The sequence below is a fragment of the Pseudomonas sp. ASL8 genome, from assembly GCF_056680355.1.
In genome coordinates, this window is record NZ_CM155278.1 from 2,043,241 (window position 1) to 2,061,661 (window position 18,421).

Genomic DNA, 18,421 nt, shown 5'->3' on the forward strand with positions numbered 1-18,421 from the left:
CGCTCCCACAGAAAATCGCGATTCCCTGTGGGGGCGAACGCGGTGTGTCAGACACACCGCATTTTGCAGCTTACAGCCCGTTTTTAGCCTTGAACTCACGACGACGGCGATGCAACACAGGCTCGGTGTAACCGTTGGGTTGTTTAGTCCCTTCGATCACCAGTTCTACCGCGGCCTGGAACGCGATATTGCTATCGAAATCCGGGGCCAGCGGGCGATACAGCGGGTCGTTGGCATTCTGCCGGTCGACCACAGGTGCCATACGCTTGAGGGTTTCCAGTACCTGCGCTTCGCTGACGACGCCATGGCGCAACCAGTTGGCGATGTGTTGGCTGGAGATACGCAGCGTGGCGCGGTCTTCCATCAGGCCAATATCATTGATATCCGGCACTTTCGAGCAACCGACGCCCTGATCGATCCAGCGCACGACGTAACCAAGGATGCCTTGGGCGTTGTTGTCCAGTTCGTTCTGGATCTCATCGGCTGTCCAGTGGGTGTTTGGCGCCAGCGGGATGGTCAGGATGTCATCGATCGAGGCGCGACCGCGTTTGGCCAGCTCAGCCTGACGGGCGAACACGTCAACCTTGTGGTAATGCAGCGCGTGCAGCGCAGCAGCGGTCGGTGAAGGTACCCAAGCGGTGTTGGCGCCGGCCAGAGGGTGAGCGATTTTCTGTTCGAGCATCGCCGCCATCAGGTCGGGCATGGCCCACATGCCTTTACCGATTTGCGCACGACCTTGCAGGCCGCAGCTCAAACCGATATCGACGTTCCAGTTTTCGTAGGCGCCAATCCACTTCTCGGCTTTCATCTGTGCTTTACGCACGACGGGGCCCGCTTCCATGGAGGTGTGGATTTCGTCGCCGGTGCGGTCGAGGAAGCCGGTGTTGATGAACACCACGCGCTCACTGGCAGCCTTGATACAGGCCTTGAGGTTGACCGTGGTCCGACGCTCTTCGTCCATGATCCCGACTTTGAGCGTGTTGCGTGGCAGGTTCAGGACGTCTTCGATGCGACCGAACAGCTCGTTGGTGAACGCTGCTTCTTCGGGGCCGTGCATTTTCGGTTTGACGATATAGACCGAACCGGTGCGGCTGTTTTTCAGCGTGCTTTTGCCGTTGAGGCTGTGGATCGCAGCAAGGCTGGTCATCAGGCCGTCGAGAATACCTTCCGGGACTTCGTTGCCGTCTTTATCAAGAATGGCGTCGATGGTCATCAGGTGACCGACGTTCCGCACGAACAACAGCGAACGACCGTGCAGGCTCACTTCGCCGCCATTAGGTGCGGTGTAGGTGCGGTCGGGGTTCATGGTACGGGTGAATGTCTCGCCGCCCTTGGACACCTGTTCGGCCAGATCACCTTTCATCAGGCCCAGCCAGTTGCGGTACACCACCACTTTGTCATCAGCATCGACGGCGGCGATCGAGTCTTCGCAGTCCATGATGGTGGTCAGCGCGGCTTCCATCAGTACGTCTTTGACACCGGCTGCGTCGGTTTGGCCGACGGGGCTGGTGGCGTCGATCTGGATTTCGAAATGCAGACCGTTCTGTTTGAGCAAGATGGCGGTCGGTGCCGCAGCCTGACCGCGATAGCCGATCAGTTGCGCGTCGTCTTTGAGGCCGCTGTTGCTGCCGCCTTTGAGCGCGATGACCAGTTTGCCGTCAACGATTTTATAGCCGGTGGAATCGACGTGCGAGCCAGCAGCCAGGGGCGCGGCTTCGTCGAGGAAGGCGCGGGCGAAGGCAATGACCTTGTCGCCACGGACCTTGTTGTAGCCTTTGCCTTTTTCCGCGCCGTCCGCTTCGCTGATGGCATCGGTGCCGTACAAAGCGTCGTACAGCGAACCCCAACGCGCATTCGAGGCGTTGAGGGCAAAGCGTGCGTTCATGACCGGCACAACGAGTTGCGGGCCGGCCATGCGGGCAATTTCATCGTCGACGTTTTGCGTCGTCAACTGGAAGTCCGCCGCTTCTGGCAGCAGATAACCTATTTCTTGCAGGAAGGCTTTATAAGCCGCAGCGTCGTGCGCAACGCCCTTGCGGGACTGGTGCCAGGCATCGATCTGCGCCTGGAAGTCATCACGCTTGGCGAGTAGGGCTTTATTCTTCGGCGCGAGTTCATTGATGATTTTCTCTGCACCGACCCAGAACTTCGCGGCGTCGAGGCCGGTTCCAGGGATGGCTTCGTTATTCACGAAGTCGAACAGGACTTGGGCGACCTGCAGGCCACCGACTTGAACGTGTTCAGTCATTGCTTGCCTCACTCTGCTCAGCTATTCAGCTTTCTAATAAAGTCCTTGGCGTGCTCATCAAACCCCGTGTGCCGGAACCTGCCATCGCTGGCGGCCGGGCTTGACCCATGCTGCTCGCACAACCGTGTGCAGCAAGGAACTACGGGTTTGAAAACGCGCCTTGGCAGACATCAATCCAATGTTATGTAGTGCTCGCTGCGGCATACTACATGATGAGTTGCGGTTGTGAAAATCAGACTAAATACGTCATTGAACGACCCGTAGTCTTGTGCGGGTCACTCCGAGGGACAGAATGTTCTCAAAATGCACAAGAATTGTTCCAGGTAATTCTAGAACCGGTACACGATCTGCCCTTTGAGCCGATGATCCCTTGATGACCAAAGCGCATCCGCAGGCGTTGCCTATACTTGTCCGACAGCCCGGAAAACCCTGATTTATCGGGGCCTGGGCCCATGCAGAATAAGAGGAATCGACCGTGGATCATCTCGTACTCACTGTTTTTGCACCTGATCAGCCAGGTCAGGTCGAGCGGATCGCCCAATGTATCGCCGAGCATGGCGGCAACTGGCTGGAAAGCCGTATGTCTCGGATGGCCGGGCAATTTGCCGGAATATTAAGAGTGGCTGTGTCTGCAGAAGGCTTCGATGAACTGGTGGGTGCCTTACAGGGCCTGTCGGCGCACGGCATTCAGGTATTGATTGCACAAGGTGGAATAGAGCAGTCCTGCACCTGGAAGCCGATTGCGATGGAGCTGGTTGGCAATGATCGGCCGGGCATCGTGCGTGACATCACACGCTTGCTCGCTGAACAGGGCGTTAACCTTGAACGGTTAATAACCGATGTCAGGCCGGCACCGATGAGCAGCGAGCCGCTGTTTCACGCCGAGGCAATTCTGGCTGTGCCGCTGACCTTGTCCCTGGATGTGCTGCAGAAACGTCTGGAGAATCTGGCGGATGATTTGATGGTCGAGTTGGTGCTTCGAACAGAGGTTTGACGCGCATAGGGTAAAAAAGGTTATCCAAGTTATACGTGCACCTGCCTGTGGATAACCTGGGGAGACAGCGCTGCGGCCCATAGCCATTAAGGCTTTGCTGGAGTTGATCAAAAAACCAACAGTTTCAATGGCTTGTGCACAAATAAGTTGAATGAGGCTGTGGATAACCTCTGGAGAGATCGCTGCAAGCCACAGGTGCCGTGGCTTGCAGGGCTTTGTACGTTTTTCGATCAGTTTTAGCGACGTGAGCGCAGCCATATATCAACGCTGTACACCGCCAGTCCAGCCCAGATAAACGCAAACGCCAGCAGCGTACTGGCCGGCAAGTGCTCGCCATACACCAGAACCGCCAGCGACAGGACCAGGGTGGGCGCGATGTATTGCAGAAAGCCCAGCGTGGTGTACGGCAAATGGCGCGCCGCTGCGTTGAAGCAGATCAGTGGCATGACCGTGATCGGGCCTGCGGCCGCGAGCCACCACGCCTGAGAGGTCGTCCAGAAACTGGCCTGAGCGCTGACCGCCATTGGATTGAGCAACAACCAGCCAATCGCCAGAGGGACCAATAACCAGGTTTCCACCACCAGGCCCGGCAATGCCGCTACGGGCGCCTTTTTGCGGATCAGTCCGTAGAAACCGAAGGTCAATGCCAGCACCAACGATACCCACGGCAGACTGCCGACCTGCCAGACCTGCTGCGCGACCCCGACGGCGGCCAGGCCGACGGCCAGCCATTGCAGGGGCCGCAGACGCTCGCCCAACAGCAACATGCCCAGCAACACGTTCACCAGCGGATTGATGTAATAACCGAGGCTGGCTTCAACCATGCGCCCGTTATTCACCGCCCACACATACGTCAGCCAGTTGGCCGCAATCAGGGAGCCGCTGAGCGCCAGGATCGCCAGGCGGCGAGGGTTGTCGCGCAACTCACGCCACCACCCCGGGTGCTTCCATACCAGCAGCAACAGCGAGCCGCACAGCGCGGACCAGAGCACGCGATGGACAATGATTTCAATAGAAGGGACGGCCGCGATGGCTTTGAAATAAAGCGGGAACAGTCCCCAGGTGATGTAGGCGATAAGGCCCAGGATATACCCGCGACGCGGGTTGGCAGCTTGCATGCATATTCCTTAGGCAGCTAATTATCAGGGTGTCTGCCGGCACCGGGCGCCGTTCGGAGGGTGCGGCGCCGGCTCTTCAGGTTAAAGGTCCTGCGAGTCAGAACAACTTCAACGGCTCTTCATTCAGCGCCGACATTTGTTCGCGCAGAGCAAGGATCTGATCACCCCAATAACGTTCGGTGCCAAACCACGGGAAGCTGTGCGGGAAGGCAGGGTCGTCCCAGCGCCGCGCCAGCCATGCGCTGTAGTGCATCAGACGCAGCGCACGCAACGGCTCGATCAACGCCAGTTCGCGGGGGTTGAAATCATGGAACTCGCCGTAGCCGTCCATCAGCTCCGAGAGTTGGCTCAGGCGCTCCTGGCGATCACCGGCCAGCATCATCCAGATGTCCTGCGCCGCCGGACCCATGCGGCAGTCATCGAGGTCGACGATGTGGAACATCTCGTCGCGGCACATCATGTTGCCGGGGTGGCAATCGCCGTGCATGCGGATGTTGGTGTGCGGCGTGGCGGCGTACACGTCTTCGACGCGCTTGAGCAGGTCGCGAGCGACGGACTCATAAGCCGGCAGCAGGCTGCGCGGGACGCAGTTGTTTTCGAGCAGGTACGTCAGTGAATCGTGGCCGAAATTCTTCACGCCCAAGGCTTCGCGGTGCTCGAAGGGTTTGGTTGCACCCACGGCATGGATACGACCGAGCAGTTGGCCCAGGCGATACAGTTGATCCAGGTTGCCCGGCTCCGGCGCCCGTCCGCCACGGCGCGGAAACAGGGTGAAGCGGAAGCCGGCATGTTCGTGCAGGGTTTCGCCGTTGTGCACCATCGGCGCCACTACGGGGATATCCACCGCAGCCAGTTCGAAGGTAAAGCTGTGTTCTTCGAGGATGGCTTCGTTGGTCCAGCGGTGTGGTCGATAGAACTTGGCGATCAGCGGCTGGCCGTCTTCGATGCCGACTTGATAGACGCGGTTCTCATAACTGTTCAGCGCCAGAATGCGGGCGTCGCTGAGAAAACCAATGCTTTCGACAGCATCGAGTACCAGATCAGGCGTGAGTGTTGCGAACGGGTGGGCCATGCTTACTCCTGCGCGCAGCAGGCTGCCGCGTCGGGCCAGTCATGGTAGCGCAACGCGGATGGTTTGCGGCGGTCGCGATTGCGCAGGCGCGGGCTTGTCCGCGATTCAGGCACCGACGATCCCGCCGTCGTCCCGTGTAATGACCATCACCGAAGAGCGCGGTTTGCCGTTGGGCAGGTGTTCCGGGAAGGTCGAGCCGCCGTTTTCACCGGGGTGCTGGATGCCGACGAACAAGGCTCGCTGGTCCGGGGCGAAGCTGATGCCGGTGACTTCGCAGCCCACCGGGCCGACCATGAAACGGCGGACCTCACCGCTGTCCGGGTCGGCGCACAGCATCTGGTTGTTGCCCATGCCGGCAAAGTCGCCGGTGTTGCTCACATCGCCATCGGTCAGAATCCACAACCGCCCGGCGTCATCGAACCCCAGCCCATCCGGGCTGTTGAACATGTTTGCCGGGGTGATGTTACTTGAGCCGCCTTTCGGTGTACTGGCGTGGACGCTCGGGTTGCCGGCGATCAGGAACAGGTCCCAGGCGAACGTCATAGCGGCCGGATTACTGCCAAACTAACGTAAACGGGTTTGGATGCAGCGAATAACCTGTTCTTGAAAACGGAAAGCGAACTCCTGCGAAGCAGGGCACAGCACAAGGTGCGCCCATTTCACCGAATATCTACCTGCACTAGGTGATGGATCTTTGGGGCTGGGAATGGCGTGGGCGTACGGCACAAGGTGAGATGATTGCCGTGTGGTACGCAGACGATAGCGTGCTAGGGTTTGAAAAAGATGAAGATGCACGAAGTTTTCACCATGCGTTGGAAGTTCGACCGGCTCAGTTCAACCTGACTCTACACCCAGAGAAAACACGTTTGCTGCGGTTTGGCTGGTTCGCGGTCGAAAATCGCGATAAGCGTGGATAAGGAAAGCCCGAAACGTTGGACTTTCTCGGGTTCACGCATTTCTGTGATCAAACCAAGAACGGTATGTTCGTGGTTGGGCGCGTGACCATCGGCAAGCGTATGAGAGCAACGCTCAAGGAGGTTCGGGCGCAATACATAAGTGCAGGCACGAGCCAGTCCCAGTGATCGGGCAGTGGTTGAGCCGGTTGTTCAGAGGCTATTGCAATTACTACCACGTGCCTGGTAATACACGGCGACTGGATGCTTTTCGTCGGGAAATTATCGGAGCGTGGAGGCATGCCTTTAAACGGCGGAGTCAGCGACACCGCCTGAATTGGGAGCGCATGACTGCGCTTGTACGGCTATTCATACCCTATCCACTAGAGCCTAACTTGCATTCTTATCCCATAACCCGCTTCGGCGTCAAAACCCAAGGCAGAAGCCGTATGCGGTAATTCTGCACGTACGGATCTGGGCGGGGGGGGGGGGGGCAGGTGACTGCCATTCCTACCGCGACCGATCAATTTACGTCCTTGCAAACGCTTGGGCTGGAAGACACCGTACGAAGTCTATGCAAGGGTGAACGTTGCACTTATGTGTTGAATTCAGGCCTTGAATTCAGCGGTTTTTTCAACGTGCCGCTCGGTGACGGCAAGTTGATCGGAGCTCCCCTTTGGGTATTTTTTTTGTGTCGTTATCCTGGAAAGTCTCACGTGTAGGGAATTTGATTCGTCAGGCCTTCCGGAGGACTAGGGAGATTCAAAGCATGTAATGCGTTCCAGGTTTGATCGTTAGTTTTGATGACACCCCACTCAGCAAAAAAAACCGCCAAGTTGGCATTCGCGACTCTGGACAGGGAGGCAGTGAAGTTAATGAGGTCATTGTTCGGAGATGGATTTTCCCGGACATAACGATCCCAGCGAGGGAGGTAGTTCTCGCCAAATCCTTTCCTAAGCTGTTCGAAGATGGCTTGTGTATCAGGAGATTCCATATAGTTTTTTTCTGCGGCCGGCTTGGAGAGCCAAGCTCTTAATGGTGGCCACCTTTTGGGGAACTCATCAGCGTAATTATTCTCGTGCACACGACTAACGGCTAAGGCGTAGATATTGACCGAGTTTTCACCGAACACAGTATTGCTATTAGCCCGGTTTTGAAAATGATGGCCGTACTCATGCAGTGTCACCCAGAGCTTATGGGCGAGGCCACCTAATAGCGCGTTCATGTATTCGCTATTTACGTCTTTAGAATGGGGTAGTCCGATATAGCCAGTGCTTGCGTGGGGGTAAAAGCTCGAAGTAGACTCTACCGCGTGAATCCACATGTTGCTTCGGGTATGCAGCTCCGTAGAACCATCTAGGTCAGCGGCTTGTGCTTCGATTCTCAAAACTTCTTCATGAGACCTGACAATTTCCCCTACGTCTACATGTGCAAAAATTTCATAGGTGTCAGCATAGGCGGATATAACGACCCGATCCCCGACGAGTTGGACTTCTGACAACCTATCACTTTTTTCGAGCATCCGACGAAAGTCAAGTGGGGGCGTTTGCATAAGTACGTAGTATGGGATCGGTCTAATTTTAGAATCGAGAATTACGCGGCATCCACTATTGCCGTTATTGCGAATATGGATTACCCCTCCCAAAGGGTCTATAGGCAGTATATTTTCCCCAATTTTCAACCGGGTTTCGCGCATATTTTCGGTCTGCGATGTGCGATCCGATTTTTTCGCAATCCCCTGAATACCGACGAGAGCCCAGACCTCCTCATCATTGCCATCCAGCCAAATAGAAGCGGTTTCGCCAGCGGGTAGCATGTACCCGGTGGGTTGATAGTCTGCCCACTGGATCCACCATTGATAGTATGTTTGGTCTGCTGCCTTGGTTTTTGTGGGGAGGATCCAAATCGAACGGGGATGTACGAAGTAATCGGTTGCTACGACGGGGTATGAAGTAGTATCGGAGTTTGTCACGCGTACCTTGATGGAGTCCCCGGTTAGCAGGTAATCGGCAGGTACGTTAGGGTTGGAAAAAGTACCGTCAGACTTTACTTCGGCAATTCCTTTCCAGGTTCCCATCGAAAATGCTTCAACATTTCCCATTTTTGCTGAAGTACTGCCTCTGACTTCAATAATGCTATTGTCCATCCTCAACGAGAGACTCTCGATTACGGGAGCCGCTGCGATGGATTGATTTGAGACGGAATCAATTCTGACGTCAGCAACGATGTTCAAGGGTTGGCGGTCGTCGCTTATAGGCTCCACTTGTGTACCGCATTGCCAATCGGAATGCCCAATATCCATTAGCAACTTGGTGGGCTGCTGAGAAGTTTTCTTTTGATCGTTCATGTGTGCGCTCCTATCAAATATAGCGGGCTTGATTTCAACACTCAACGAAATTAGCATGAGTTGATTTTCACGAAATGCATGCAGCGAACGCTCCTCGAAAGTATTGACGCACAAGTAAACGAGTGGCTCGGCCTCATACAAAAACGAATTATTAAAGTCGCGACCAAGACGGTCCTGGTTAGCCACTTTTTTTCGGATGAAAAAGACAGCTTGTGATCTTTAATTTCGCCGATCACGTCGAGCTCTGCGAGAAAAGAAAGCTCCTTTATTTCAGCAGTCACGTTGACACTTCCAGAAGTAATAACGTGCAGTTAGCAAGCCATGAGCGCACCCATTCAAATCGATGCATGGGCTTTTTATAACGTATCGCACAAAAAATTTGGAATTTTTTAAATACTGAAAGCTGTCGGAAATGCACGATTTATTTCTCGGCGTTCCTGTGTTCTAGATTGGCTGGGAATAACATGAGTGTCTACTGTCATAAATAACAGGTTGTTATTCTATTTTTGAATGTATGTCCAAACATGTAGTCATGAGCAATGCTCAATACACGCTGATGCACATTGCGTCACGGTCAGCCCTACCACCTCAACCCCTGACTACAAAGGTGTGCCCAGCAACACGTAGGAGGGTGCGAATTGCACCTGTACCGGACTTCCGGTTTGCAGTTGCAACGCCAATAGCTGCGCGGGTTCTGCCTGAGCACAAAGTGTCTGGCCGCTGGCCAGGGTAATGCGTACTTCGCTGGGGCTGTCTTTTGCGTCGAGAATGGCCTCTATCTGACCGCGCAGGCGATTGTGCCCTGATGTTACGGGCTGTCCGTCACCCAGCAGCTCCAACCAGCCGGCCTTGATCAGCGCCACTACGTCAGTGCCGATTTCCAGCTCCAGACGGAGGCTGCTGTCATGGGTGATTTGTGCATCGATGAACAAGCCGCCAGCCAGTTGCAGGCGGATGAGATCGTTGTGCCCTTGGCGGGTTATGGTTTCGACACGGCCATGCAACTGATTGCGGGCGCTGGTGCGCAGCATCAAACGGCTGAGCAGGTCCAGATCACCGTTATGTTCGGTGGTGTCGAGTACTTGCGCTTGCAACGCCTGCAAGCGCTGATAAAGCCGCAGCACGCGCTGGCCCTCTGCCGACAACTGCGCGCCTCCACCGCCACGCCCGCCAACGCTGCGCACAACCAAGGGCTCTTTCGCCAGGTTGTTCAGCTCGTCAATGGCATCCCACGCGGCCTTGTAACTCATGCCGGCGCTTTTCGCAGCGCGAGTGATCGAACCTTGTTCGGCGATGTGCTGCAGCAGGGCAATACGCTGCGGGCGGCGGACCATGTGCTGGGTCAGGAGGAGGGGTAGGGACATGGTGGCGGACTTTAGTGTGAGGTTTGGAGTGTAAGGCAATTCATGGCGTCGTCCCACGTAGGAGACACCGCCCTGTTTTCGACGCTGCGCTATCGCTGAGCAAACTGGGTCCTGTAGGCGCTGCCGAAGGCTGCGATAAGGCCGGGGTCGCGGGCGACCGGCACGACCTTCAGCGGTCTCAAGAAAGCGACCGGTTCCCGGTCGATCGCAGACAAGTCAGCTCCTACAGGGATCAACGTTTGGCTGAAAATTTAATTAAATTTATTCTTTTTTTCAATCGCCTATAGAGCGTTTGATAGGCGCGCGGTCCACTCAATCCTCAGGCTTGGGCGTACGCGCCAGGCAATAGACATCGACCCTGCACGCACCGGCATCCATCAATAGCCGGGCAAGCGCATGGGCGGTAGCGCCGGTGGTCAGTACGTCATCGACCACCGCGAAATGACGGTCCTTTGTCTGGGCGCCGTCAGCCAATGTAAACGCCTTGCGCAAATTTTGTTTGCGCGCTTTGGCGTCGAGTCCTTGCTGAGCCGGCGTCTCCAGTACCCGGAGCAACAGGCGCTCGTCCGTCGGAATGTTTACGTGCGTGCCGAGCCAGCGGGCCAGCATGGCAGCCTGATTGTAGCCACGCTGGCGCAGGCGCTTGCGGGCCAATGGCACTGGCAGCAGGCAATCCGGGCGTGGCAGGCCTTCAGCGAAGCGATAGTGCAGCGATTGCCCAAGCAATTCAGCGAGCAAGCGGCCCATGGGCCATTTACCCTGATGCTTGAACCGTGTAACCAGACTGTCGATGGGGAAGTCGTAACGCCAGGGCACCACCACTTCACTGAAGGCTGGCGGGTGTCTCAGGCATTGGCCGCAGGTCAGGCCAGCCATTGGCATGGGCAGGGCGCAGCGCTCGCATTGATCGCCGAGCCAGGGTAAATCGGTTTCACAGCCGGTGCAGATGGGAAAAGTTGCGTCCGTGGTTTCGTCGCACAGCAAACACGATTGTTTACTTTTTAACCAGATGTAAACCTGAAACGTGCTCGGTGGTTGACAGCGCATGGCTCTTCCTTAAATATGCCGAACATCCGTGTTGCGCCTGTGGGCTTTCGGTTTTGACCCGCCGCACAGGCAATAGCCAAAGAACAAACGAGGAGCCGCCCAATGAGCGCCAGCATCACCGCCACTCTGCGTCACGACTGGACTTTAGCCGAGGTCAAAGCGCTGTTCGTACAGCCTTTCAATGACCTGTTGTTTCAGGCGCAGACCGTGCACCGCGCTCATTTCGATGCCAACCGCGTGCAGGTCTCGACCCTGCTCTCGATCAAGACGGGCGCCTGCCCGGAAGATTGCAAATACTGTCCGCAGTCCGGCCACTACAACACCGGGCTGGAAAAAGAAAAATTGATGGAAGTGCAGAAAGTCCTGGAAGAGGCCGCACGCGCCAAAGCCATCGGCTCGACGCGCTTCTGCATGGGCGCGGCCTGGAAGCATCCATCGGCTAAAGACATGCCGTACGTGCTGGAGATGGTCAAAGGCGTGAAAGCCATGGGCCTGGAAACCTGCATGACCCTGGGGCGTCTCGATCAGGATCAAACCCAAGCGCTGGCCACCGCAGGTCTGGATTACTACAACCACAACCTGGACACCTCGCCGGAGTTCTACGGCAGCATCATCACCACCCGTACCTACGGCGAGCGTCTGGAGACGCTGGCCTATGTGCGTGAGTCCGGGATGAAAATCTGCTCCGGTGGCATTCTCGGCATGGGCGAGACCCTGGACGACCGTGCCGGGCTGCTGATTCAGCTGGCTAACCTGCCTGAGCATCCAGAATCGGTGCCCATCAACATGCTGGTCAAAGTGGCTGGCACGCCGCTGGAAAACGCCGATGACATCGACCCGTTCGATTTCATCCGGATGCTGGCCGTGGCGCGCATCCTCATGCCTCAGTCCCACGTGCGCCTGTCCGCTGGCCGCGAAGCGATGAACGAGCAGATGCAGGCCCTGGCCTTCTTCGCGGGGGCCAACTCGATTTTCTACGGCGACAAATTGCTGACCACCGCCAACCCTCAGGCGGACAAGGACATGCAGCTGTTCTCGCGTCTGGGCATCCTTCCTGAAGCGCGCGAAGGGCACGCGGACGAAGTGCATCAGGCGGCCATCGAGCAAGCGCTGGTCGAGCAAAAGAGCAGCGAGCTGTTCTACGACGCCGCGTCGGTCTGATCAACGTCGCCGAGCCGGTTTCACTGGCTCGGCCTGACTCTCCTCATTAAACGTCGGAGCCTGCATGTCTTTCGATCTCCGCACGCGTCTGGCTGCTCGTCGCGCTGAACAGCTGTATCGCCATCGCCCGCTGTTACAAAGCCCGCAAGGCCCTGAAGTGGTGGTCGACGGTCAGCCTTTGTTGGCCTTTTGCAGCAACGATTATCTGGGCCTGGCCAATCACCCTGAAGTGGTCGCCGCCTGGCGAGCAGGTGCTGAACGCTGGGGCGTGGGCGGTGGTGCTTCGCATTTGGTGATTGGCCACAGCAGCCCGCATCACGAACTCGAAGAAGCCCTTGCCGACCTGACCGGTCGTCCTCGGGCCTTGCTGTTTTCCAATGGCTACATGGCCAATCTGGGTGCCGTGACAGCGCTGATCGGGCAGGGCGATACGGTGTTGGAAGATCGCCTTAATCACGCTTCCTTGCTCGATGCCGGTTTACTCAGCGGTGCGCGATTCTCACGTTACCTGCACAACGACGCGAGCAGCCTTGCCGCGCGCCTGGAGAAAGCCAGCGGCAATACGCTGGTGGTCACCGATGGTGTGTTCAGCATGGACGGCGACCTGGCCGACTTGCCAGCGCTGGCGCAAGCGGCGAAGGCCAAAGGCGCCTGGTTGATGGTGGACGACGCCCATGGGTTTGGCCCGTTGGGCGCCACCGGGGCGGGGATCGTCGAACACTTCGGCTTGAGCCTGGAGGACGTGCCGGTATTGGTCGGCACGCTCGGCAAAGCGTTCGGCACGGCCGGGGCATTTGTCGCGGGCAGTGACGATTTGATCGAAACCCTGATCCAGTTCGCCCGGCCCTACATTTACACCACCAGCCAACCGCCTGCGCTGGCCTGCGCCACGCTGAAAAGCCTTGAGCTGTTGCGCACCGAACATTGGCGTCGGGAGCATCTGGCGCGTTTGATTCAGCAGTTCCGTAGCGGTGCCGAGCAGATCGGCCTGCAACTGATGGACAGCTTCACCCCGATTCAGCCGATCCTGATTGGCGACAGTGGCCGCGCCTTGCGCCTGTCGCAGATGCTGCGTGAGCGCGGCCTGTTGGTGACCGCGATTCGCCCGCCTACCGTGCCCGCCGGCAGTGCGCGTTTGCGCGTGACCTTGTCCGCCGCCCACAGCCAAGCGCAAGTGCAGCTATTGTTAAGTGCATTGGCGCAGTGTTACCCGCTGCTCGACACATGCGAATCGGTGGAAGCAGGCCATGCGTGATCGTCTTGTTTTGCTATCGGGCTGGGGTCTCGGGATCTCGCCGCTGGAACCGTTGGCGGCTGCTTTACGCGGTCTGGACGAACATTTGCGGGTTGAAGTAGAGCCGTTGCCCGAGTTCGACGTGTCGGCTTTCGGAAACATCGAGCTGAGTGAGCTGCTCGATGAGCTGGACGCCACGCTGCCGGATAACGCCTGGCTCGGCGGCTGGTCGCTCGGTGGCATGCTGGCAGCGGAACTGGCTGCGCGCCGCGGTGATCGTTGCTGTGGTTTGCTGACGTTTGCCAGCAACACCTGTTTTGTGTCGCGTGACGCCTGGCCCAGCGCGATGCCGCCGGAGCACTTCGATGCGTTTCTCGCGGGGTGCGGCACCGATCCCTTGGGCACGCTCAAGCGCTTCAGCCTGTTGTGCGTGAAAGGTGCGGAAGACCCGCGCGGTCTGGCGCGTCTGCTGTATGCCGGTGCGCCCCATACCCCGGCTGACGTGCTGCTCAATGGCTTGAAGTTGCTGGGGCAGCTCGATACCCGGCTTGCCTTGCAGGCCTATCGCGGCCCGCAGTTGCACCTGTTCGCGGGCCTTGATGCGCTGGTACCGGCAGAGGCTGCCAGTGATGTGCTGACCCTGCTGCCTGATGTCGAGGTTGGTCTGATCGAACAGGCCAGCCATGCGTTCATCCTGGAAAATCCTCACGGAGTGGCGGCGGCAATTCACGCCTTTTTGCATGAGTCGGGTGATGACTGATTTATCCTCTTTCAAACAACCAAACACCACACTGCCAGGTGCCTTGCCGGACAAGCGCCAGGTTGCCGCGTCCTTTTCCCGTGCAGCGGCCAGCTACGACAGCGTCGCCGAATTGCAGCGCGCCGTGGGCAGTGAACTGCTCGCACGCTTGCCGGAGCAGCTGAGCCCGTCGCGTTGGCTGGACCTGGGCAGCGGCACCGGCTATTTCAGTCGCGCGCTGGCTGAACATTTCACCCGGAGCGAAGGCGTCGCCCTGGATATCGCCGAAGGCATGCTGCGTCATGCGCGTCCATCGGGCGGGGCGCAGCATTTTGTCGCCGGTGATGCCGAGCGCCTGCCGTTGGTGGATCAAAGCTGTGGGCTGATTTTTTCCAGCCTTGCGGTGCAGTGGTGCGCGGACTTCGCTGCGGTACTCAGCGAAGCACGGCGTGTGCTGCAACCGGGTGGCGTGCTGGCGTTTGCCAGCCTGTGTGTTGGCACCCTGTATGAGCTGCGCGAAAGCTGGCAGGCGGTGGACGGGCTGGTGCACGTTAACCACTTCCGCCCGTTCGACGACTATCAACAGCTGTGCGCGGCCAGCGGCTTGCGGGTGCGAAGCCTCGAAGTGCGGCCCCATGTCCTGCATTACCCGGACGTGCGCAGCCTGACTCATGAGCTGAAAGCCCTCGGCGCGCACAACCTCAACCCTGGCCGACCCGGTGGTTTGACCGGACGCGCGCGCATACTGGGATTGATCGATGCGTATGAGCATTTTCGCCAGAGCGAAGGGCTGCCGGCCACTTACCAAGTGGTCTACGCGGTGTTGGAAAAACCTTGAACAGAAGGTACTGAGATGAGCCGTTCGTATTTCATCGCGGGCACCGATACGGACATCGGTAAAACCACCATTGCCGCCGGGCTGCTGTATGCCGCCCGCCAATCAGGCTTGAGCACGGTAGCAGGCAAACCCGTAGCGTCGGGTTGCATTGTCAGCCCCGAGGGACTGCGCAACGCCGATGCACTGGCACTGCTGGCGGAATGCTCAGTGGCGCTGACGTATGAAGAGGTGAACCCGGTGGCGTTCGAGCCGGCCATCGCTCCCCATTTGGCGGCGCGTGAAGCGGGCGTGGCATTGACCGTGCAATCGCTGCTGGAACCCATGCGCTACCTATTGGGCAAAGGTGCAGACTTCACCTTGATCGAAGGGGCAGGGGGCTGGCGCGTGCCGCTCGCCGACCAGAGCAATCTGTCCGATCTCGCAAAGGCCTTACAATTGCCAGTGATTTTGGTGGTCGGGGTGCGTCTGGGTTGCATCAACCACGCACTGTTGACCGCCGAAGCCGTCGCCCGGGACGGCCTGCAACTGGCGGGCTGGGTCGCCAACATTATCGATGGCAAGACGGCTCGTCTGGAAGAAAACCTCGCCACCTTGGCCGAACGCTTGCCTGCACCGTGCCTGGGACGCGTGCCCCGGTTGAAAAAGCCGACGGCTGAAGCGGTGGCGGAATTTCTTCATCTGGAGCTGCTGGATTAAGCCGCGACCTGAGGGGGCTCACGCCGCCTGTCGCCGCCGTCGGCAGCTCCTGCAATTGACCGGGTTTGCTGCACGACAGCGCGGTGTCAAAAGTGCTTTGACTATCGCGAGGCCAATTGCCATTATTCTTTTTGTCGGGCCTTTTAGGTTTCAGTCTGCTTCAATGACCGCTGTTCGCTTTATGAACTGAGGGACCGTCGTATGGAAATCTCCGGAAACACTGCTTTTTACTCTGGCCTGAGCAGCATTCAGGCGGGGCAGGCGCGTGTCGATCAAGCGGCCAGCCAGATCGCCCAGAACGGGGTCGAAACCTCCGCGAATAACCAGTCGTCCAACTACCAGGCTGACCGCCTGCATTCGGTTGATCGCAGTCGACAAACTGACTTGGCCACCAGTGCGGCGGAGCTGTCCATGGGCAAGATCCAGGCAGAACTCGGGGTCAAGGTTGCCAAAGCCTCCGATGAAGTCCTTGGCACGCTGATCGATACCCACGCTTGAATTCAACCCTTTCGGTGCGCGCTCGCGCACCGCGATACACCCCCTGCCTCTTTTACGCCCAACTAAACTTTCTTTTTCGAGACTGCTCGGCATTGTTGTCCTGCGCGTGCGCGTGCTCGTCTGCGGCTGTGGGCCTTTGCGCGCGGGATGTGCAGCCCATCGGCGATGAATGGCTCACTCACTGCGCTTGACAAGGTTTGGTCGTAAACGTATGTTTCAAACAACTGTTTGACCGCTAGGCAACTTGAGATTGTCAGGTGGTTGGGGAAATCCCCACAGCGACCGATCGGTCATTCATTCCAGGATTCATCAGCAGAGGTTTATCGCTATGCCTGACTACAAGGCCCCCTTGCGTGATATTCGCTTCGTTCGTGACGAACTGCTCGGTTATGAAGCGCATTATCAAAGCCTGCCGGCTTGCCAGGACGCTACTCCAGACATGGTTGACGCCATTCTTGAGGAAGGCGCCAAGTTTTGTGAGCAGGTGTTGGCCCCGCTGAATCGTGTAGGCGACACCGAAGGGTGTACCTGGAGCGAGTCCGGCGTGAAAACCCCATCGGGCTTCAAGCAGGCTTACCAGCAATTCGTGGAAGGCGGCTGGCCAAGCCTGGCCCATGACGTTGAACACGGCGGCCAAGGCCTGCCTGAGTCGCTGGGTCTGGCAGTCAGTGAAATGGTTGGCGAAGCCAACTGGTCGTGGGGCATGTACCCAGGCCTGTCTCACGGCGCGATGAACACCATTTCCGAGCACGGCACCGAAGAACAGCAGCAGGCTTACCTGACCAAGCTGGTTTCCGGCGAATGGACCGGCACCATGTGCCTGACCGAATCGCACTGCGGTACTGATTTGGGCATGTTGCGCACCAAAGCCGAACCTCAGGCTGACGGTTCCTACAAAGTTACGGGCACCAAAATCTTCATTTCTGCTGGCGAACACGACATGGCCGACAACATCGTCCATATCGTGCTGGCACGTCTGCCGGATGCACCGGCTGGCACCAAAGGCATCTCGCTGTTCATCGTGCCGAAGTTTCTGCCAAACGCTGACGGCAGCATCGGCGCTCGCAACGCCGTGAACTGTGGTTCCCTCGAACACAAAATGGGCATCCACGGTAACGCGACCTGCGTGATGAACTTCGACGCGGCCACCGGTTTCCTGATCGGCCAGGCGAACAAAGGCCTGAACTGCATGTTCACCTTTATGAACACCGCGCGTTTGGGCACTGCGTTGCAAGGTCTGGCTCACGCCGAGATCGGCTTCCAGGGCGGCCTGAAATATGCGCGTGATCGCCTGCAAATGCGTTCTTTGACGGGCCCGAAAGCGCCGGAAAAAGCCGCTGACCCGATCATCGTGCACCCTGATGTACGTCGCATGCTGTTGACCATGAAAGCCTTCGCCGAAGGCAACCGTGCGATGGTGTACTTCACTGCCAAACTGGTCGACATCGTCAAGTACGGCCAAGACGCTGAGCAGAAGAAACAAGCAGACGCCCTGTTGGCGTTCATGACCCCGATTGCCAAGGCCTTCATGACTGAAGTGGGCTTCGAGTCCGCCAACCATGGCGTGCAGATCTATGGCGGCCACGGCTTCATCGCCGAGTGGGGCATGGAGCAGAACGTTCGCGACAGCCGTATTTCCATGCTGTACGAAGGCACCACCGGTATTCAGGCGTTGGACCTGCTCGGCCGTAAAGTGTTGATGACTCAAGGCGAAGCGCTCAAGGGCTTCACCAAGATCGTCCACAAGTTCTGCCAGACCAACGAAGGCAACGAAGCGGTCAAAGAGTTCGTCGAGCCGTTGGCTGCGCTGAACAAAGAGTGGGGCGAACTGACCATGAAGGTCGGCATGGCGGCCATGAAAGATCGCGAAGAAGTCGGTGCTGCGTCGGTGGATTACCTGATGTATTCCGGTTACGCATGCCTGGCTTACTTCTGGGCTGACATGGCGCGTCTGGCGGCGGAAAAACTCGCAGCCGGTACCAGTGAAGAAGCGTTCTACACGGCCAAGTTGCAAACAGCACGTTTCTACTTCCAGCGCATCTTGCCGCGTACCCGTACACACGTTGTGACCATGCTGTCGGGTGCAAACAACCTGATGGACATGAAAGAAGAAAACTTCGCTCTGGGTTACTAAACCCTCGCGCAGTCTCTGAAAAGCCGCTTCTCCTCCGG

General features: G+C 57.8%; 14 protein-coding genes and 1 pseudogene. 8 read left to right on the forward strand and 7 right to left on the reverse strand.

The window, feature by feature from the left end:
* Positions 1-70: 70 nt before the first annotated feature.
* The gene (locus AC1MEA_RS09255; protein WP_219064552.1) at positions 71-2,248 is read right to left on the reverse strand and encodes a malate synthase G; all 2,178 of its coding nucleotides are present in this window, start codon (positions 2,246-2,248) and stop codon (positions 71-73) included.
* A 475-nt stretch (positions 2,249-2,723) separates the two neighbouring features.
* On the opposite strand from AC1MEA_RS09255, the gene AC1MEA_RS09260 reads away from it, so the two are divergent.
* On the forward strand, positions 2,724-3,242 hold the full coding sequence (locus AC1MEA_RS09260; RefSeq protein ID WP_219064553.1) for a glycine cleavage system transcriptional repressor: 519 nt from the start codon (positions 2,724-2,726) through the stop codon (positions 3,240-3,242).
* 236 nt (positions 3,243-3,478) lie between these two features.
* On the opposite strand, the gene rarD is transcribed toward AC1MEA_RS09260, so the two are convergent.
* From rarD to AC1MEA_RS09290, 6 genes and pseudogenes are all read right to left on the reverse strand, one after another.
* A complete protein-coding gene (rarD, locus tag AC1MEA_RS09265) occupies positions 3,479-4,360 on the reverse strand; it encodes an EamA family transporter RarD (RefSeq protein ID WP_480917511.1) in 882 nt (293 codons plus the stop codon).
* Positions 4,361-4,457: 97 nt separating this feature from the next.
* The gene (locus tag AC1MEA_RS09270; protein WP_219064555.1) at positions 4,458-5,432 is read right to left on the reverse strand and encodes a serine/threonine protein kinase; all 975 of its coding nucleotides are present in this window, start codon (positions 5,430-5,432) and stop codon (positions 4,458-4,460) included.
* 105 nt (positions 5,433-5,537) lie between these two features.
* Positions 5,538-5,978: pseudogene (locus tag AC1MEA_RS09275) on the reverse strand (alkaline phosphatase PhoX); the annotation flags it as partial.
* A gap of 1,059 nt (positions 5,979-7,037) precedes the next feature.
* Positions 7,038-8,672 carry a M60 family metallopeptidase gene (locus AC1MEA_RS09280; protein WP_480917513.1) on the reverse strand — a complete coding sequence of 545 codons (1,635 nt, stop codon included), beginning with the start codon at positions 8,670-8,672 and terminating at the stop codon, positions 7,038-7,040.
* A gap of 599 nt (positions 8,673-9,271) precedes the next feature.
* A complete protein-coding gene (locus AC1MEA_RS09285; RefSeq protein WP_480917515.1) occupies positions 9,272-10,036 on the reverse strand; it encodes a TOBE domain-containing protein in 765 nt (254 codons plus the stop codon).
* Positions 10,037-10,348: 312 nt separating this feature from the next.
* Complete coding sequence (locus AC1MEA_RS09290) at positions 10,349-11,083, reverse strand: double zinc ribbon domain-containing protein (RefSeq protein ID WP_480917516.1); 735 nt, start codon at positions 11,081-11,083, stop codon at positions 10,349-10,351.
* Positions 11,084-11,185: 102 nt separating this feature from the next.
* On the opposite strand from AC1MEA_RS09290, the gene bioB reads away from it, so the two are divergent.
* The 7 genes from bioB (at position 11,186) to AC1MEA_RS09325 (ending at position 18,383) form a co-directional block, all read left to right on the forward strand.
* Complete coding sequence (bioB, locus tag AC1MEA_RS09295) at positions 11,186-12,244, forward strand: biotin synthase BioB (protein ID WP_219064559.1); 1,059 nt, start codon at positions 11,186-11,188, stop codon at positions 12,242-12,244.
* Positions 12,245-12,308: 64 nt separating this feature from the next.
* Positions 12,309-13,499 carry an 8-amino-7-oxononanoate synthase gene (gene bioF, locus AC1MEA_RS09300; RefSeq protein WP_480917518.1) on the forward strand — a complete coding sequence of 397 codons (1,191 nt, stop codon included), beginning with the start codon at positions 12,309-12,311 and terminating at the stop codon, positions 13,497-13,499.
* Positions 13,492-14,238, forward strand: coding sequence for an alpha/beta fold hydrolase (locus AC1MEA_RS09305; RefSeq protein WP_480917519.1), 747 nt, complete (start codon positions 13,492-13,494; stop codon positions 14,236-14,238). The genes bioF and AC1MEA_RS09305 overlap by 8 nt, the downstream gene beginning before the upstream one ends.
* Positions 14,231-15,055 carry a malonyl-ACP O-methyltransferase BioC gene (bioC, locus tag AC1MEA_RS09310; protein WP_480917521.1) on the forward strand — a complete coding sequence of 275 codons (825 nt, stop codon included), beginning with the start codon at positions 14,231-14,233 and terminating at the stop codon, positions 15,053-15,055. The genes AC1MEA_RS09305 and bioC overlap by 8 nt, the downstream gene beginning before the upstream one ends.
* A gap of 15 nt (positions 15,056-15,070) precedes the next feature.
* Positions 15,071-15,751 carry a dethiobiotin synthase gene (gene bioD / locus AC1MEA_RS09315; RefSeq protein ID WP_219064563.1) on the forward strand — a complete coding sequence of 227 codons (681 nt, stop codon included), beginning with the start codon at positions 15,071-15,073 and terminating at the stop codon, positions 15,749-15,751.
* Positions 15,752-15,952: 201 nt separating this feature from the next.
* Positions 15,953-16,249 (forward strand): pyrroloquinoline quinone biosynthesis protein PqqE, encoded by a 297-nt coding sequence (locus AC1MEA_RS09320; RefSeq protein ID WP_480917522.1) that lies wholly within the window; start codon positions 15,953-15,955, stop codon positions 16,247-16,249.
* Positions 16,250-16,577: 328 nt separating this feature from the next.
* Positions 16,578-18,383 (forward strand): phenylacyl-CoA dehydrogenase, encoded by a 1,806-nt coding sequence (locus AC1MEA_RS09325; protein WP_219064565.1) that lies wholly within the window; start codon positions 16,578-16,580, stop codon positions 18,381-18,383.
* Positions 18,384-18,421 lie beyond the last annotated feature (38 nt).

Bases quoted from the DNA above. Each gene is read 5' to 3' on its own strand.
- AC1MEA_RS09255 (WP_219064552.1), bottom strand. From the start codon at position 2,248: ATGACTGAACACGTTCAAGTCGGTGGCCTGCAGGTCGCCCAAGTCCTG.
- rarD (WP_480917511.1), bottom strand. From the start codon at position 4,360: ATGCAAGCTGCCAACCCGCGTCGCGGGTATATCCTGGGCCTTATCGCC.
- AC1MEA_RS09270 (WP_219064555.1), bottom strand. From the start codon at position 5,432: ATGGCCCACCCGTTCGCAACACTCACGCCTGATCTGGTACTCGATGCT.
- AC1MEA_RS09280 (WP_480917513.1), bottom strand. From the start codon at position 8,672: ATGAACGATCAAAAGAAAACTTCTCAGCAGCCCACCAAGTTGCTAATG.
- AC1MEA_RS09285 (WP_480917515.1), bottom strand. From the start codon at position 10,036: ATGTCCCTACCCCTCCTCCTGACCCAGCACATGGTCCGCCGCCCGCAG.
- AC1MEA_RS09290 (WP_480917516.1), bottom strand. From the start codon at position 11,083: ATGCGCTGTCAACCACCGAGCACGTTTCAGGTTTACATCTGGTTAAAA.
- bioB (WP_219064559.1), top strand. From the start codon at position 11,186: ATGAGCGCCAGCATCACCGCCACTCTGCGTCACGACTGGACTTTAGCC.
- bioF (WP_480917518.1), top strand. From the start codon at position 12,309: ATGTCTTTCGATCTCCGCACGCGTCTGGCTGCTCGTCGCGCTGAACAG.
- AC1MEA_RS09305 (WP_480917519.1), top strand. From the start codon at position 13,492: ATGCGTGATCGTCTTGTTTTGCTATCGGGCTGGGGTCTCGGGATCTCG.
- bioC (WP_480917521.1), top strand. From the start codon at position 14,231: ATGACTGATTTATCCTCTTTCAAACAACCAAACACCACACTGCCAGGT.
- bioD (WP_219064563.1), top strand. From the start codon at position 15,071: ATGAGCCGTTCGTATTTCATCGCGGGCACCGATACGGACATCGGTAAA.
- AC1MEA_RS09320 (WP_480917522.1), top strand. From the start codon at position 15,953: ATGGAAATCTCCGGAAACACTGCTTTTTACTCTGGCCTGAGCAGCATT.
- AC1MEA_RS09325 (WP_219064565.1), top strand. From the start codon at position 16,578: ATGCCTGACTACAAGGCCCCCTTGCGTGATATTCGCTTCGTTCGTGAC.